The following is a 14,181-nucleotide window of genomic DNA, read 5'->3' as shown; positions in this document are numbered from 1 at the left end:
GGGCTCGCACAGGTTTGCTGACCTAGCGGGTTCCTTTTTAAACTCCTTACAGGAGCTGATTGTGAAAGACTTATTAAACTTTCTAAAAGCACAGCATAAGACCGAAGAATTTGATGCAATCAAAATCGGTCTATCTTCACCTGACATGATTCGTTCATGGTCTTTTGGTGAAGTTAAAAAACCAGAAACTATCAACTATCGTACGTTCAAGCCTGAGCGCGATGGTCTGTTCTGTGCGCGTATCTTTGGTCCAGTTAAAGACTACGAATGTCTTTGTGGCAAATATAAGCGTCTGAAGCACCGTGGTGTTATCTGTGAGAAGTGTGGTGTAGAAGTTACACAAACTAAAGTTCGTCGTGACCGTATGGGCCACATCGAGCTTGCGTCTCCAGTAGCTCACATCTGGTTCCTAAAATCGCTACCGTCTCGTATCGGTTTGCTGATGGACATCCCGCTACGTGATATCGAGCGCGTTCTTTACTTCGAAATGTACGTAGTAACAGAACCGGGTATGACGGATCTAGAAAAATCACAGATGCTTACTGAAGAAGAGTATCTTGATCGTCTAGAAGAATGGGGTGACGAGTTCACTGCTAAGATGGGTGCAGAAGCGATCAAAGATCTGCTGTCTACTATGGACATGCACGCTGAAGCAGAGATGATGCGCGAAGAGCTTGAGTCTACTAACTCAGAAACTAAGCGTAAGAAAATCACTAAGCGTCTGAAGCTAGTTGAAGCGTTTATTCAATCAGGTAACAACCCTGAGTGGATGATCCTAACTGTGCTTCCGGTACTTCCGCCAGATCTACGCCCTCTAGTACCACTAGATGGCGGCCGTTTCGCAACGTCTGATCTGAACGACCTATACCGTCGCGTAATCAACCGTAACAACCGTTTGAAGCGTCTTCTAGAGCTAGCGGCTCCGGACATCATCGTACGTAACGAAAAGCGTATGCTGCAAGAGTCTGTTGATGCCCTTCTAGATAACGGTCGTCGCGGTCGTGCGATCACAGGTTCGAACAAGCGTCCTCTGAAATCTCTTGCTGATATGATCAAGGGTAAACAAGGTCGTTTCCGTCAGAACCTACTAGGTAAGCGTGTAGACTACTCTGGCCGTTCTGTAATCACAGTAGGTCCATACCTTCGTCTGCACCAGTGTGGTCTTCCTAAGAAGATGGCACTAGAGCTATTCAAACCATTTATCTACAGCAAGCTAGAAACTCGTGGCATGGCGACGACAATCAAAGCGGCTAAGAAGATGGTAGAGCGCGAAGAAGCGATCGTTTGGGATATCCTAGACGAAGTAATCCGCGAACACCCAGTACTATTGAACCGTGCACCAACACTTCACCGTCTTGGTATCCAGGCGTTCGAACCAGTACTAATCGAAGGTAAAGCGATCCAGCTACACCCACTAGTGTGTGCGGCGTACAACGCGGACTTCGATGGTGACCAAATGGCGGTTCACGTGCCTCTAACTCTAGAAGCACAGCTTGAAGCTCGTACTCTGATGATGTCGACAAACAACATTCTGTCGCCAGCATCAGGTGATCCGATCATCGTACCTTCTCAGGACGTTGTATTGGGTCTGTACTACATGACACGTGACAAGATCAACGTGAAAGGTGAAGGTATGTACCTTGCTGGCCCTGAAGAGGCTGAGAAGGCATACCGTACTAAGAGCGCAGAGCTACACGCTCGCGTAAAAGTACGTATCACTGAAACGGTAGTTGACGAAGACGGCAACAGCACAACTGAGACTAAGATGGTTGATACCACTATCGGTCGTGCAATGCTATGGCAAATCGTGCCAGCAGGTCTTCCATACAGCTTGGTAAACCAAAAGCTAGGTAAGAAGCAAATCTCTAACCTACTGAACGAGGCTTACCGTAAGCTGGGTCTAAAAGACACTGTCATCTTCGCTGACCAAGTTATGTACGCTGGTTTTGCTTACGCAGCACTTTCAGGTGTATCTGTTGGTATCGATGACATGGTTGTACCTCAAGCGAAGTACGACGAAATCGAATCGGCAGAAGAAGAAGTTCGCGAAATCCAGGATCAGTTCCAATCTGGTCTTGTAACAGCGGGTGAGCGCTACAACAAAGTGATCGATATTTGGGCATCGACCAACGATCGCGTAGCGAAAGCGATGATGGACAACCTATCATCTGAAACGGTTATCAACCGTGACGGTGAAGAAGAGCAACAAGAGTCGTTTAACAGCATCTACATGATGGCTGACTCGGGCGCTCGTGGTTCTGCAGCTCAGATTCGTCAGCTTGCTGGTATGCGTGGTCTGATGGCACGTCCAGATGGTTCAATCATCGAGACGCCTATCACCGCGAACTTTAAAGAAGGTCTAAACGTACTTCAGTACTTTATCTCAACGCACGGTGCTCGTAAGGGTCTTGCGGATACGGCACTGAAAACAGCGAACTCGGGTTACCTAACTCGTCGTCTAGTAGACGTTGCTCAGGACGTAGTTGTTCACGAGCACGACTGTGGTACGCACGAAGGTATCGACATGATGCCGCATATCGAAGGTGGTGACGTTAAAGTTGCACTTTCTGAGCTTGCGCTAGGTCGTGTAGTTGCTGAAGACGTTCTTAAGCCAGGTACTGAAGAAGTTCTGATCCCACGTAATACTCTGATTGATGAGAAGTGGTGTCAGATCATGGAAGATAACTCGGTAGACAGCATGAAAGTGCGCTCAGTAGTTACCTGTGATGCAGACTTCGGTTGTTGTGCACAGTGTTACGGTCGTGACCTAGCACGTGGTCACCTAGTGAACCAAGGTGAAGCAGTGGGCGTTATCGCTGCTCAGTCTATCGGTGAGCCGGGTACACAGCTTACGATGCGTACGTTCCACATCGGTGGTGCGGCATCTACTGCAGCAGCAGAGAACAGCATCCAAGCTAAGAACACAGGTTCTGTGAAACTTCACAACGCTAAGTTCGTTATCAACAAAGATAAGAAACTGGTCATCACCTCTCGTGCGTCAGAAATGACGATCATCGATGAGTTCGGTCGTACCAAAGAGAAGCACAAACTTCCTTACGGTTCACTACTGACTAAAGGTGACGGCGATGCAGTTCAAGCTGGTGAAACAGTAGCAAACTGGGAAGCGCACACGCTTCCAATCATCACTGAAGTAGCAGGTCGCATCCAGTTCGTAGACATGATCGACGGCGTAACTGTTTCTCGTCAAACAGATGACCTAACAGGTCTATCTTCAAGCGAAGTAACAGAAGCGGCAGCTCGCCCAGCAGCAGGTAAAGATATGCGTCCAGCTATCAAACTTGTTGATGAGCAAGGTAACGACGTAATGATCGCAGGCACTGAAATGCCAGCACTTTACTTCCTACCTGGTAAAGCGATCGTGAACATCGAAGATGGCGCAGAAGTAGGTGTGGGTGATACGCTAGCACGTATTCCACAGAAATCTGGCGGTAACAAAGATATCACCGGTGGTCTACCTCGCGTTGCGGACCTATTCGAAGCTCGTAAACCAAAAGAGCCAGCAATCCTTGCTGAGCACTCTGGTACCGTTTCATTCGGTAAAGAGACGAAAGGTAAGCGTCGTCTAATCATCACTCGTGATGGTGGCGATAACTACGAAGAGATGATTCCTAAGCATCGTCAGCTAAACGTGTTCGAAGGTGAGCGCGTTGAGCGTGGTGACGTAATCGCTGATGGTCCAGAAACTCCGCATGACATTCTACGTCTACGTGGTATTCACGCTGTGACTCAATACATCGCGAACGAAGTTCAAGAAGTATACCGTCTACAGGGTGTAAAGATTAACGATAAGCACATCGAGACTATCGTTCGTCAAATGCTACGTAAGTGTACTATCACTCATGCTGGTGACTCTGAGTTCCTACCAGGCGAGCAGGTTGAATACTCAAGCGTTAAGATCGCAAACCGTCAGCTAGAAGCTGAAGGCAAAGAACTTGTACGTTTCGAGCGTGACCTACTAGGTATCACTAAGGCATCGCTAGCAACAGAATCGTTCATCTCTGCAGCATCGTTCCAAGAAACGACGCGCGTACTAACAGAGGCAGCGGTATCTGGTAAGCGTGATGACCTACGTGGTCTGAAAGAGAACGTTATCGTGGGTCGTCTGATCCCAGCGGGTACTGGTTTTGCGTATCACCAAGACCGTCAAGCTAAGCGTGACGAAGCTCAAGAAGGTCCATCAGCTGAACAAGCGACGGATAACCTAGCTGCGCTACTAAACGCAGGTTTCTCTTCTGACGAGTAATCGCAGAGCGAAATGACAAAAGGCGCCGAAAGGCGCCTTTTTTGTGTCTGGAATCCTGAGGTTTGGTGGGTGCGTTGAGTAGCCCCTTGCCTGCGTCGGCATGCGACAATTGGAGTGATAGGATTACTTAGTCTTGATGGCTCTATAGCGCACGTCATTCCTGCGCATGCAGGAATCTTCTAGAGGCTCGGTGCATGCTTTGAGTAGACCCCTGCCTGCGCAGGGGTGACGGTCATTTTGGGTGTGAAGACTATGTAGATCTGATTACTCCACAGCGTCCGTCATTCCTGCGTAGGCAGGAATCTTTTTGAGGCTTGGTGCACGCTTTGAGTAGTCCCCTGCCTGCGCAGGCGCGCGGCTAGTGGGGTGACGGTAATTCTGGATTCAGAAGTGCTAACTATTGCACTATTACTTACGCACCTGGCGGAATCGCCAAACTGTCCGCGATCAACTGAATCAGCTTATCTTCCACTTCAAATCGCAGTTCAAGTATCTCACCAACTTTAGACATATCGTCCTCGAAACCCGGAAGCTCATCTTCAAATGATACTTGTACATACTTGTCGTTGAACTCAAGTAATGGGTCTGTGGTGAGAACGATTTTAGCGTAGGTCGCATCGATATCGTCGTTGGTCTTAAAGCCAGTCGCCTTCCACTTATCCATCACCATATCGTAGATTTTGAAGTGGCCTTCGGAGATGTAGTCAACGAGATGATCACAAAAGGAGCTGATTTCTTTCGCTGAGGGAAGCTCAACCACGTTAGATTGGGCTTGAGCGGGTTGAAGTGAACCGAGCTTACAGTATTCAACAATAAGCGCTTGTCTTGTTTCTAGCCAGTGGTCGATGACTTCGCTAGAGCCACCCCATTGTTCTTGTACTTGTTTGAATTTATTTAACATGACCATGTCCTCATGATCGGCACTGCAATTGGCAGCTGCACGCTTTGTAACGACAAAGAGTAAAAGAGAATTCGTTTCTCATTCACCAGAATTAGAATTTCGAGTTTTCTAGCTGGTATGAATTTAGATTGCCAGTAAAATGGACGAACTGCAAGTGAAGAGGATTCATGATGTTAAAAAAAAGTGAAAAGGTCATTCGCCAGGCTTATTGGTGTGTGGTGTCAGGGAATGAACTTTGGCTTGCAGACGGTGATGTGCCGCTTGGTTCGGCAGAGCAGTTTTCACTGCCTGCTCAGCAGGCAATAAAAGTAGGGGAGTTTGACGGTAAGCCCGTGATGTGGCTTAACGATGCCGACCTAGAAGGAGAGCGAGAGCTGACCTCGCTTCGCGAACTGCTTCATCTCCCAGAGACGCTGTTCCATCAAATCTCCAAAGCAATTCAATATGGCTATATGAGCCAGTCTATGCGTTTTTGTCCTCAATGCGGAGGTCGCAATCACCTAAACCATAATCAGCTCACTATGCAGTGCCAAGACTGCCGAACGCTGCATTATCCACGTATCTTTCCCTGCATTATCGTCGCTGTACGCAAAGGGCAAGACATCTTGCTGGCTCAGCATAATCGCCATGCAGGCGGCATGTACACGGTGATTGCTGGGTTCTTGGAAGTGGGTGAGACACTAGAAACTTGCGTTGCTCGTGAGGTGGAAGAGGAAACCGGCATCAAGGTCGCCAATATTCGCTATTTTGGCAGTCAGCCATGGGCGTTTCCATCGAGTATGATGATGGCGTTTCTTGCTGACTATGAGAGTGGTGATATCAAACCGGATTACAGTGAGCTCAAAGACGCCCAGTGGTTTAATACTAATGAGCTCCCCTTGGTCGCGCCTGAAGGGACCATTGCCAGATCGCTCATTCATGCGACCGTCGAGGCGGCTGCAGCAGAAAAATGACAAAAAAAACCCTCCGCGTGCGGAGGGGGTAAGTAAGATGTCGTTATGAGATGCTGAGTCTAGAGACTCAGTAGTATTATTGTAATTTTCGCTAGCAAACAAACTTTTAACATTCCTTTTGGTCCTTGGCAAACTCACCACATAACTGCGTATTGATAATATGATCTGCTTTGCAAAGTGACTCTTTTTTGAGCGGTAGCGCAACACAGGCGATGACCCTCAAATTTTGGTAAAAGAATTGTTATCTAAGGCTGCCAACCATGAATGAATAGCGGTAAACTAACGCCTTTCGAATTGGAGAAAAAAGAATGACGGAATTAAAGAACGATCGCTATCTTCGAGCGTTGTTAAAGCAACCTGTAGACTACACACCAGTATGGATGATGCGCCAAGCGGGCCGTTACCTTCCAGAATACCGTGAGACTCGCTCAGTAGCGGGTGATTTCATGTCACTGTGTAAGAATGCAGAGCTAGCGTCTGAGGTGACCCTTCAGCCGCTACGCCGTTTCCCACTGGATGCCGCCATTCTATTTTCTGACATCTTGACGATTCCTGATGCAATGGGCCTAGGTTTGTACTTTGAAGCGGGTGAAGGTCCTAAGTTTGAGCGCCCGATTACCTGCAAAGCAGATGTCGACAAGATTGGTATTCCAGATCCAGAAGGCGAGCTAAAGTACGTAATGAACGCCGTCCGTCAGATCCGTAAAGACTTGAATGGTGATGTTCCGCTGATTGGTTTCTCTGGGAGCCCTTGGACACTAGCCACTTACATGGTAGAAGGTGGCAGCTCAAAAGCCTTCACTAAAATCAAGAAGATGATGTACGCAGAGCCGCAAATACTGCATGCACTTCTTGATAAGCTAGCAGACAGCGTTATCGAATATCTAAATGCTCAGATCAAAGCGGGTGCTCAGTCTGTGATGGTATTTGATACTTGGGGTGGCGTATTAACTCCTCGTGATTACAACCTGTTCTCACTTCAATACATGCACAAGATTGTCGATGGCCTTATCCGTGAAAACGAGGGTCGCCGCGTTCCAGTGACCTTGTTCACTAAGAACGGTGGCATGTGGCTAGAGCAAATCTCTGCAACAGGTTGTGATGCGGTCGGTCTAGACTGGACCATCAACATTGCCGATGCGAAAGCTCGCGTAGGCGATAAAGTGGCGCTTCAAGGTAACATGGATCCATCCATGCTTTACGCGCAACCTGAGCGTATTCGTGAAGAAGTGGCGACCATCCTAGAAGGCTTTGGCGACGGTGGTACAGGTCATGTATTCAACCTAGGTCACGGCATCCACTTGGATGTACCACCAGAGAATGCTGGTGTGTTTGTAGAGGCCGTTCACGAGCTATCTAAGCCATACCACAAGTAATTCACCGCCAATTACTGACGTCTAAATAATGAGATGCCGTTATTTCCTAAAGGGGAGTAACGGCATTTTTGTCTCACTTTGACTACGCTTTAACTAGGTCTTGTGTTGTGAGGCAACCCTATGTTCAAAGTGCTTGTTTCCTTTCTAGCTTCGCTGCTGTTTCTCACCGGTTGTGCCTCAGACGTCGCAACCGACTACAACTCTAGCGTTAACTTCGCTGCGTTCAACACGTATCAATACCAAGAAAACGCTGAGGCGCCAGTTAGCCTAGATGGTGCCCGTATCAAACAAGCCGTTGATAACGAGCTCAATGTTCGAGGTTTTTCCATGGTGGAACAAGATGCAGACTTGGTTGTGCGCTATGACATCCTTGAGGGCACAGAATTAAGGGCGGATGGTCCTAGCTTTGGATTTGGTATCGGAACAGGGGGGTACAACAGCGGCTATGGTGTAGGTGTCCGCACTCCAACGCGAGTGAAGGAAAAGAAATTTGGTAAATTGGCGGTCGAGCTTGTTGACCCAAAAACCAATGATGTGGTGTGGCGCTCTGTCTCGCAGCGCCAGTTAACCGAGACCATGGAGCCAGCCGACAGAGATGTGTTTGTGCAGGAGCAGGTTCACAAGATGTTTGAGGAGTATCCTGCGAGATAGTCTAGTTGCGTCGAGTAGCCCCCTGCCTACGTAGGTGAGCGGCTAGTAGGGTGGCGACCATTTTGAGTATGACGCACCCACAACTCGCGTCATTCCTGTGCAAGCAGGAATCGACTTGAAGCTTGGTGCGTACGTTGAGTAGACCCCTGCCTGCGCAGGGGTGACGAATATCTTGCGAGCAATGAACTAACAACTCACGTCATTCCTGCGCAGGCAGGAATCTACCTGAGGCTTGGTGCATGCGTGTACTGATGGTCACATAGGTAACACTTTAAACCGGCCACATAGGTAACACCCTATGTTGGCCGAATTACTTTTCCAACAACTTCATCGACAATCCCTAATCTCATTTCTCCAAATCGAAGCAACCAACATCGATTGTCGATATATTCCAAACTGACGTACTCGCCTAATAGTCTTCTAGTGACATAAATGGCTTGCCCGTTAAGTTTAATATAGCCGCCACATTTCACCTTTCTGACTTCATGTTCGCTAGGATATTCCAGCGGTGGTAATTGATTGGGGAATGGTCGAGGAGACTTTCTATAAACGTCCGCAGGACACTTCCCTAATCCAAGAGATTGATGAGGACGCTCTTCATTGTATTGCAATTTGAAGCGATTAAGAGCCCGTTGCTGAGCCGATAAATTGCCCTTCGGTGGTTTGGCTACCTCAGCCTTCAAGGTTCTATGCATCCTTTCATGCCGGCCATTCTGTTGTGGGCACCCCGCCTTAATTCTCTCAGGATAGATACCAAGACGAACTAGCCAGATTGATAGCGGAGTAAGCCCTCCTAAGGTTACACACGCAAATGGCCAGCCATTGTCCGTTCGAATCATTCTAGGTAAGCCATACTCCCGAAAAGCCGCTTCATAGGCACTTTGTACAGCGGGCAGTTTGGTGTTGTAGAGTCCTTTACACACCAGGAGCATACGACTGCAATTGTCAGTGAGAGTGAGTGGGTAACACCACCTATCGTTCCCCATTTTAAACTGACCTTTAAAGTCTGCACTCCAAACATCATTTGGCTCCATCGCATGAGCAAGAGGCTGAGTTTGAGGTGGCGTCGTCAGTCTTCTTCTCTTGGGTCTGACAAGGTTGTGGCGCTTAAGGATTTCACCAATGGTACTTGGCGCAGGCCAATGCTGAGAATGGTTAGAACGATAGAGGGCGGAGTGGATTTTGACAGGCCCCCAGTTTGGATAACGAACCTTTAAATCAAGTATCCGTTTCACAACCCAGTCCGGCGTTTGATTGGAATGGGTATGTCTAGCTCGACTCAAGTCAGCTAAACCAGTCATTCCTTGCTCACGGAAACGGTTGATCCATTTGTAGCCTGTTTTACGAGCTATGCCATAACGCTGGCACAGCTCGCTAATAGAAAATCGATGGCTAAGCCAATCTTCAATGAAAAGTTCTCTTTGGCTCATGATACAAGTCTCTTCCCATGGCATAAGCTTCTCCTCTTCGAAGCTTACACATTAGCACTTGTTACCCATGTGCCCGGTTAGAACTGTTACCTATGAGCCCGGTCAATACCGCGTTGAGTAGACCCCTGCCTGCGCAGGGGTGACGAATATCTTGCGAGCAATGAACTAACAACTCACGTCATTCCTGCGCAGGCAGGAATCGACTTGAGGCTTGGTGCGTACGTTGAGTAGACCCCTGCCTGCGCAGGGGTGACGAATATCTTGCGAGCAATGAACTAACAACTCACGTCATTCCTGCGCAGGCCGGAATCTACCTGAGGCTTGGTGCGAGCGTCGAGTAGCCCTCTGCCTACGTAAGCGCGCGGCTAGTGGGGTGACGACTACTGAGAGTGATGACTCCTAATACCCACGCTCAAAATCAATCAAATTCTGTAACTGAAACCCATCACGCCAACGCAGATAATTCTCAGCAAATATCTCGACCACCTGCTCAGGAAAACTAATCGCCGCTATATGAGGTGTCACGGTTACGTTCGGATTACTCCAGTAAGGGCACTCTTGCGAGATAGGCTCATCAATAAACACATCTAAAAACGCATGCACCAGATTACCGCGTTCCAAGGCGTTAAGCAGAGCGTTGCCATCCACCGTTTGACCGCGGCCAACATTAAAAAACAACGCATGGCGACAAGCCGCAAATAGGCGCTCATCGAAAAGGCCGTCAGTAGATGGCGTATTAGGGAGCGTGTTGACGATGATATTCGCACTTTCAAGCGCTTTGCCCGCCTCATTGATATGGTAGGTCTCTGCAAAGGCACTTTGTCTTGGTGGGATTCCGGTGCGATTAATGCCTATAGGGATAATCCCGAGAGCTTTGACAGTATTGGCAAGATGGCTACCAATTGCGCCGGTACCAAAAATGACCATGCGTTTACCGATCATGGATTGATAAGTGTGAGGCTGCCAATCACGTTTTTGTTGCTGCTGCTTGTAAAGGTCGAAGTGTCGGAAATAGCCAATCGAGTAACCCAGAACGTATTCACTGATCTGCTGACCAAAAATGCCTTTCACATTAGTGAGTTTGTAATCCTTACGAAGTGACTCGCCAAGCAGTGCATCGATACCAGCATACGTTGACTGAACCCACTCTAACTCCTTAGCGTCACCCAGTTGTGATGCCAGCTTTGGTGGTGCTGCGAGCAAGATGGTTGCATCACCGATCTCGGCGGTGATCTCGAGATCTGGCAACTGTTTGGTTTCAAGGAGCTTTAGATAGTGGTCATTGTTGTCCGTCACAAGTGCTAAGCGATGCTTTTGCGTCGTCATTTCTGGCTATTCCCTATCCGTTTGGTTACACTTCCGCTGTCTACATTCACTACGGCAGAGCGACCATGTTAAAGAACCCTATTCAGGTACGTATCGAAAAATTTGAGCCTTGGCAGCATATCACTTTTATGACCTGTTTGTGCGAACGTATGTACCCCAACTTCGCTATGTTCTGTGAGCAAACCGAGTTTGCGGAAGCGCGCGTGTACCGCAATATCTTGGATGCGGTATGGGAACTGCTGACGGTGAAAACCGCTAAAATCAACTTCGAAAAGCAGCTTGAGAAGCTAGAAGAGGTCATTCCGAACTCAGAAGATTTCGAGATGTATGGCGTATACCCGGCGATTGATGCCTGTTTTGCGCTGTCGACGCTTCTGCATGGTTTGCTTGATCGCGATTACCTACTTGAGTCGAGCCTAAAAATCAGCCAGCAGTCCGTAGCGACGGTTGCTCAACTAGAGCAGGCTGAAACCGGCGTTGAGATCACCAACGACAACCAGAAAGAAAACGAAGCCGTGTGTGAAGAGTGGGATGTTCAATGGGCTATCTTCCGTCCACTTCGTGACAGTGAAGAGCGCGATATTGAGCTGATTAAAGATCTGCGCCTAGAATTGAAAGAGCAGGGCATCAGTAATATTGGTGTTGAGATTTAAATACAAAAATGGCCCAGTTCTCTGGGCCATTTTTGTTATAAACCGTTGTAGCTTATTCGATTAACAAACCACTCTTTGATGCCTTCTGGTGTCTTCACCACGAATTCATCATCGACTTCTTTCTTTAGAATCGCTCTTGCCATTGGTGCATCAATGGAAATGTAGCCTTTCGCGCCACCGTAGATTTCATCTGGGCCGACAATACGAAAGCTCATGGTATCGCCATCTTCGTTCTCAATCTCGACCCAAGCACCAAAGAAGACTTTGCCTTCTTGCTGAGGGGAGTAATCGACCACAGTGACTTGCTCTAGGCGTTTGCGAAGGTAGCGGACACGGCGGTCAATTTCGCGCAGGCGCTTCTTGTTGTACTGATAGTCAGCGTTCTCGGAGCGATCTCCAAGCGACGCAGCCCAAGTCACTTTTTTCGTTACCTCAGGGCGCTCTTCACGCCACAAGAAATCGAGCTCTTTTTTAAGTTTGTCATACCCTTCGCGGGTGATTAGGTTTGTTTTCATTGTTCAATCGTTTCGCCATTCATCATTGCGAGCTAAGTCCACTCACGGAGTAGTGGATTCATTCGCACATGGCTACATATTGCCATGAAAACAAAAAAGCTCAATCTATGCTGGAGTGGCGCTTTTCTCGCTGTGAACTTCGGCAGCATTGAGACGGCGGTCTCTTTGCACTTTCTGGTGGTGACTCAGCAATGACAAGATCCGACCTTCATCATGTATCCGCTCAAAGAATGGGTTGGCAGTCAGCGCATTAATGTTGCACTCATACACGCTGAGTTCGCCAATGCTGTACTTCTCTGGGATATAAATGTCGGAAATCACCGTCTTAGCGTATGGTTTGATCGCTGTGGTCAGCACTTTCTTGCCTTCAAACATCTCGCAAGCATGGCGGTGAACCTGACGATACAGCGTTTTATCGAGGGCGAGATAGCTAAGTAGGCAGTCTTGGCCGCCGCCATCTTTACCATAAACGATATGACCAACCATCGCGTTATTGTGAAGGGCGACCACCACATGTATTTCACTGACAGACATCACACTGATCAAGTCATCAAAGCCGATATTGCGATAGTTCTCTTGCGCGTAAAGGATCTGCTCGCGATAGACCTCAGGCAGTTTGTCCCAAGGGTAGGTGACATAGCGATCGATAGTGCATGGGTATAAAGTATCGAATCCGACAAAGAACTGATCGTATTTCTCAACACTTTGAATGAGCCTGAGCTCTTCTTCTGAGTACTGATAAGGCTGCTGAAAAAACGCCGCAACGCCAACGCGTCGCATGAGAGAAGGTTGGCCATTGCCATGCTCCCACTTACTCAGCATAGGTTGATTGACGCCTTGAAAAGCTCGGTGAGACAAACTCAGCGCTTCCACGAGGTCTAGTTGAGACATACCATTGAAACTTCGCCAGTGCTTTAGAGCCTGGGCAAAATTATCACGCGAAAAATGAAGTTCCCATTGGGGCGCTAGAGTCATAACCTTTCCTTGAATAATTCAAAACAAGATACCGTATACAGGGTATATGACAGAACGATGCCTCGTACGCTAAAACCAAGTTTCAGGATGTTACAAAGCGTTAGCGGGCGCAAGGAATATAGCTACAGGGTTAAATAGGTTTCAGGGAGTAAATTTCCTCAACATGCGATAAACATCGCTCATATCACATAGAACTGTGACGAAGGTGAATAATATAGACCATAATTAATAATCTCTAACAATTCCGTGCACAATTTTTACGCAAGGAATGTTACATTTACCGCTGATACGCTGATTTGTCATAGTGTTAGACAATTTAGTGTGTGGATAGCCTTTTTAGTGGTGGAATCGAATATGCAAGAAAATCACAAGATTTTAGTTGTTGATGATGATGCACGTCTGCGTGCATTACTAGAGCGTTACTTATCAGAGCAAGGATTCCAAGTACGCAGTGTTGCTAACAGTGAGCAGATGGACCGCCTGTTAACCCGTGAAAACTTTCACCTTATGGTATTGGATTTAATGCTACCTGGTGAAGATGGCCTGTCGATCTGTCGTCGTTTACGTAACGCCAACAACATGTTGCCGATTCTAATGCTGACAGCGAAGGGCGATGAGGTAGACCGTATCGTTGGCCTTGAGGTTGGCGCGGATGACTACCTTCCTAAGCCATTCAACCCGCGCGAGCTGCTGGCTCGTATTAAAGCGGTGTTGCGTCGTCAGATTATTGAAGCGCCGGGTGCACCTAGCCAAGAAGAGTCTGTGGTTGAGTTCGGTGACTTCCGACTAAACCTAGGTACTCGTGAAATGTTCCGCGGTGAAGAGGCGATGCCTCTAACCTCTGGTGAGTTTGCAGTACTGAAAGCGTTAGTGACTAACGCGCGTGAGCCAATGTCTCGCGACAAACTGATGAACATGGCGCGTGGTCGTGAATACTCAGCAATGGAGCGTTCAATCGACGTTCAAATCTCTCGCCTACGTCGTATGCTAGAGATTGACCCAAGTAAGCCTCGTTACATTCAAACGGTATGGGGTTTAGGTTACGTCTTCGTGCCAGACGGCAAAGAAGCATAATCTCGCTGGTTTTATGAAGGCTCTGGATGGATTCAGAGCCTTTTTTGTTTATTATCAACTCTC

The 14,181-nt window shown here is 47.9% G+C and carries 11 protein-coding genes; 6 read left to right on the top strand and 5 right to left on the bottom strand.

The genetic code is table 11. The annotated features are described in order from the left end of the window. Window positions 1–61: 61 nt before the first annotated feature. Complete coding sequence (rpoC, locus tag AC6I8Y_RS15775; RefSeq protein WP_394153087.1) at window positions 62–4,264, top strand: DNA-directed RNA polymerase subunit beta'; 4,203 nt, start codon at window positions 62–64, stop codon at window positions 4,262–4,264. Between the two features lie 412 nt (window positions 4,265–4,676). On the opposite strand, the gene AC6I8Y_RS15770 is transcribed toward rpoC, so the two are convergent. Beyond that, a complete protein-coding gene (locus AC6I8Y_RS15770; protein ID WP_042478978.1) occupies window positions 4,677–5,171 on the bottom strand; it encodes an Rsd/AlgQ family anti-sigma factor in 495 nt (164 codons plus the stop codon). A 164-nt stretch (window positions 5,172–5,335) separates the two neighbouring features. Here AC6I8Y_RS15770 and nudC point away from each other — a divergent pair, with 164 nt between their 5' ends. The 3 genes from nudC to AC6I8Y_RS15755 all read left to right on the top strand — a co-directional run bounded on the left by nudC (window position 5,336) and on the right by AC6I8Y_RS15755 (window position 8,145). Beyond that, the gene (nudC, locus tag AC6I8Y_RS15765; protein WP_498021536.1) at window positions 5,336–6,118 is read left to right on the top strand and encodes an NAD(+) diphosphatase; all 783 of its coding nucleotides are present in this window, start codon (window positions 5,336–5,338) and stop codon (window positions 6,116–6,118) included. Window positions 6,119–6,426: 308 nt separating this feature from the next. Next, the gene (hemE, locus tag AC6I8Y_RS15760) at window positions 6,427–7,494 is read left to right on the top strand and encodes a uroporphyrinogen decarboxylase (RefSeq protein ID WP_498020522.1); all 1,068 of its coding nucleotides are present in this window, start codon (window positions 6,427–6,429) and stop codon (window positions 7,492–7,494) included. 120 nt (window positions 7,495–7,614) lie between these two features. Next, window positions 7,615–8,145, top strand: coding sequence for a DUF4136 domain-containing protein (locus AC6I8Y_RS15755; RefSeq protein WP_498020521.1), 531 nt, complete (start codon window positions 7,615–7,617; stop codon window positions 8,143–8,145). 296 nt (window positions 8,146–8,441) lie between these two features. On the opposite strand, the gene AC6I8Y_RS15750 is transcribed toward AC6I8Y_RS15755, so the two are convergent. Together AC6I8Y_RS15750 and AC6I8Y_RS15745 are read right to left on the bottom strand one after the other, a co-directional pair. Further along, on the bottom strand, window positions 8,442–9,575 hold the full coding sequence (locus AC6I8Y_RS15750) for an integrase core domain-containing protein (protein ID WP_394151372.1): 1,134 nt from the start codon (window positions 9,573–9,575) through the stop codon (window positions 8,442–8,444). Window positions 9,576–9,974: 399 nt separating this feature from the next. Beyond that, window positions 9,975–10,901 carry a D-2-hydroxyacid dehydrogenase gene (locus tag AC6I8Y_RS15745; RefSeq protein WP_394153092.1) on the bottom strand — a complete coding sequence of 309 codons (927 nt, stop codon included), beginning with the start codon at window positions 10,899–10,901 and terminating at the stop codon, window positions 9,975–9,977. Window positions 10,902–10,966: 65 nt separating this feature from the next. Here AC6I8Y_RS15745 and AC6I8Y_RS15740 point away from each other — a divergent pair, with 65 nt between their 5' ends. After that, the gene (locus AC6I8Y_RS15740; RefSeq protein ID WP_042478981.1) at window positions 10,967–11,554 is read left to right on the top strand and encodes a YjaG family protein; all 588 of its coding nucleotides are present in this window, start codon (window positions 10,967–10,969) and stop codon (window positions 11,552–11,554) included. A gap of 35 nt (window positions 11,555–11,589) precedes the next feature. Here AC6I8Y_RS15740 and greB read toward each other — a convergent pair whose 3' ends face one another. Further along, complete coding sequence (greB, locus tag AC6I8Y_RS15735) at window positions 11,590–12,069, bottom strand: transcription elongation factor GreB (protein ID WP_234494973.1); 480 nt, start codon at window positions 12,067–12,069, stop codon at window positions 11,590–11,592. A gap of 105 nt (window positions 12,070–12,174) precedes the next feature. Then, on the bottom strand, window positions 12,175–13,044 hold the full coding sequence (locus AC6I8Y_RS15730; protein WP_498020520.1) for a helix-turn-helix domain-containing protein: 870 nt from the start codon (window positions 13,042–13,044) through the stop codon (window positions 12,175–12,177). 354 nt (window positions 13,045–13,398) lie between these two features. Here AC6I8Y_RS15730 and ompR point away from each other — a divergent pair, with 354 nt between their 5' ends. Further along, complete coding sequence (gene ompR, locus AC6I8Y_RS15725; RefSeq protein ID WP_498020519.1) at window positions 13,399–14,118, top strand: osmolarity response regulator transcription factor OmpR; 720 nt, start codon at window positions 13,399–13,401, stop codon at window positions 14,116–14,118. The last annotated feature ends 63 nt before the right edge of the window (window positions 14,119–14,181 follow it).

The organism is Vibrio sp. KUL78, assembly GCF_059725505.1.
The sequence above is the reverse complement of the archived record's forward strand: the minus strand, read 5'-3'. Positions and strand labels throughout refer to the sequence as shown.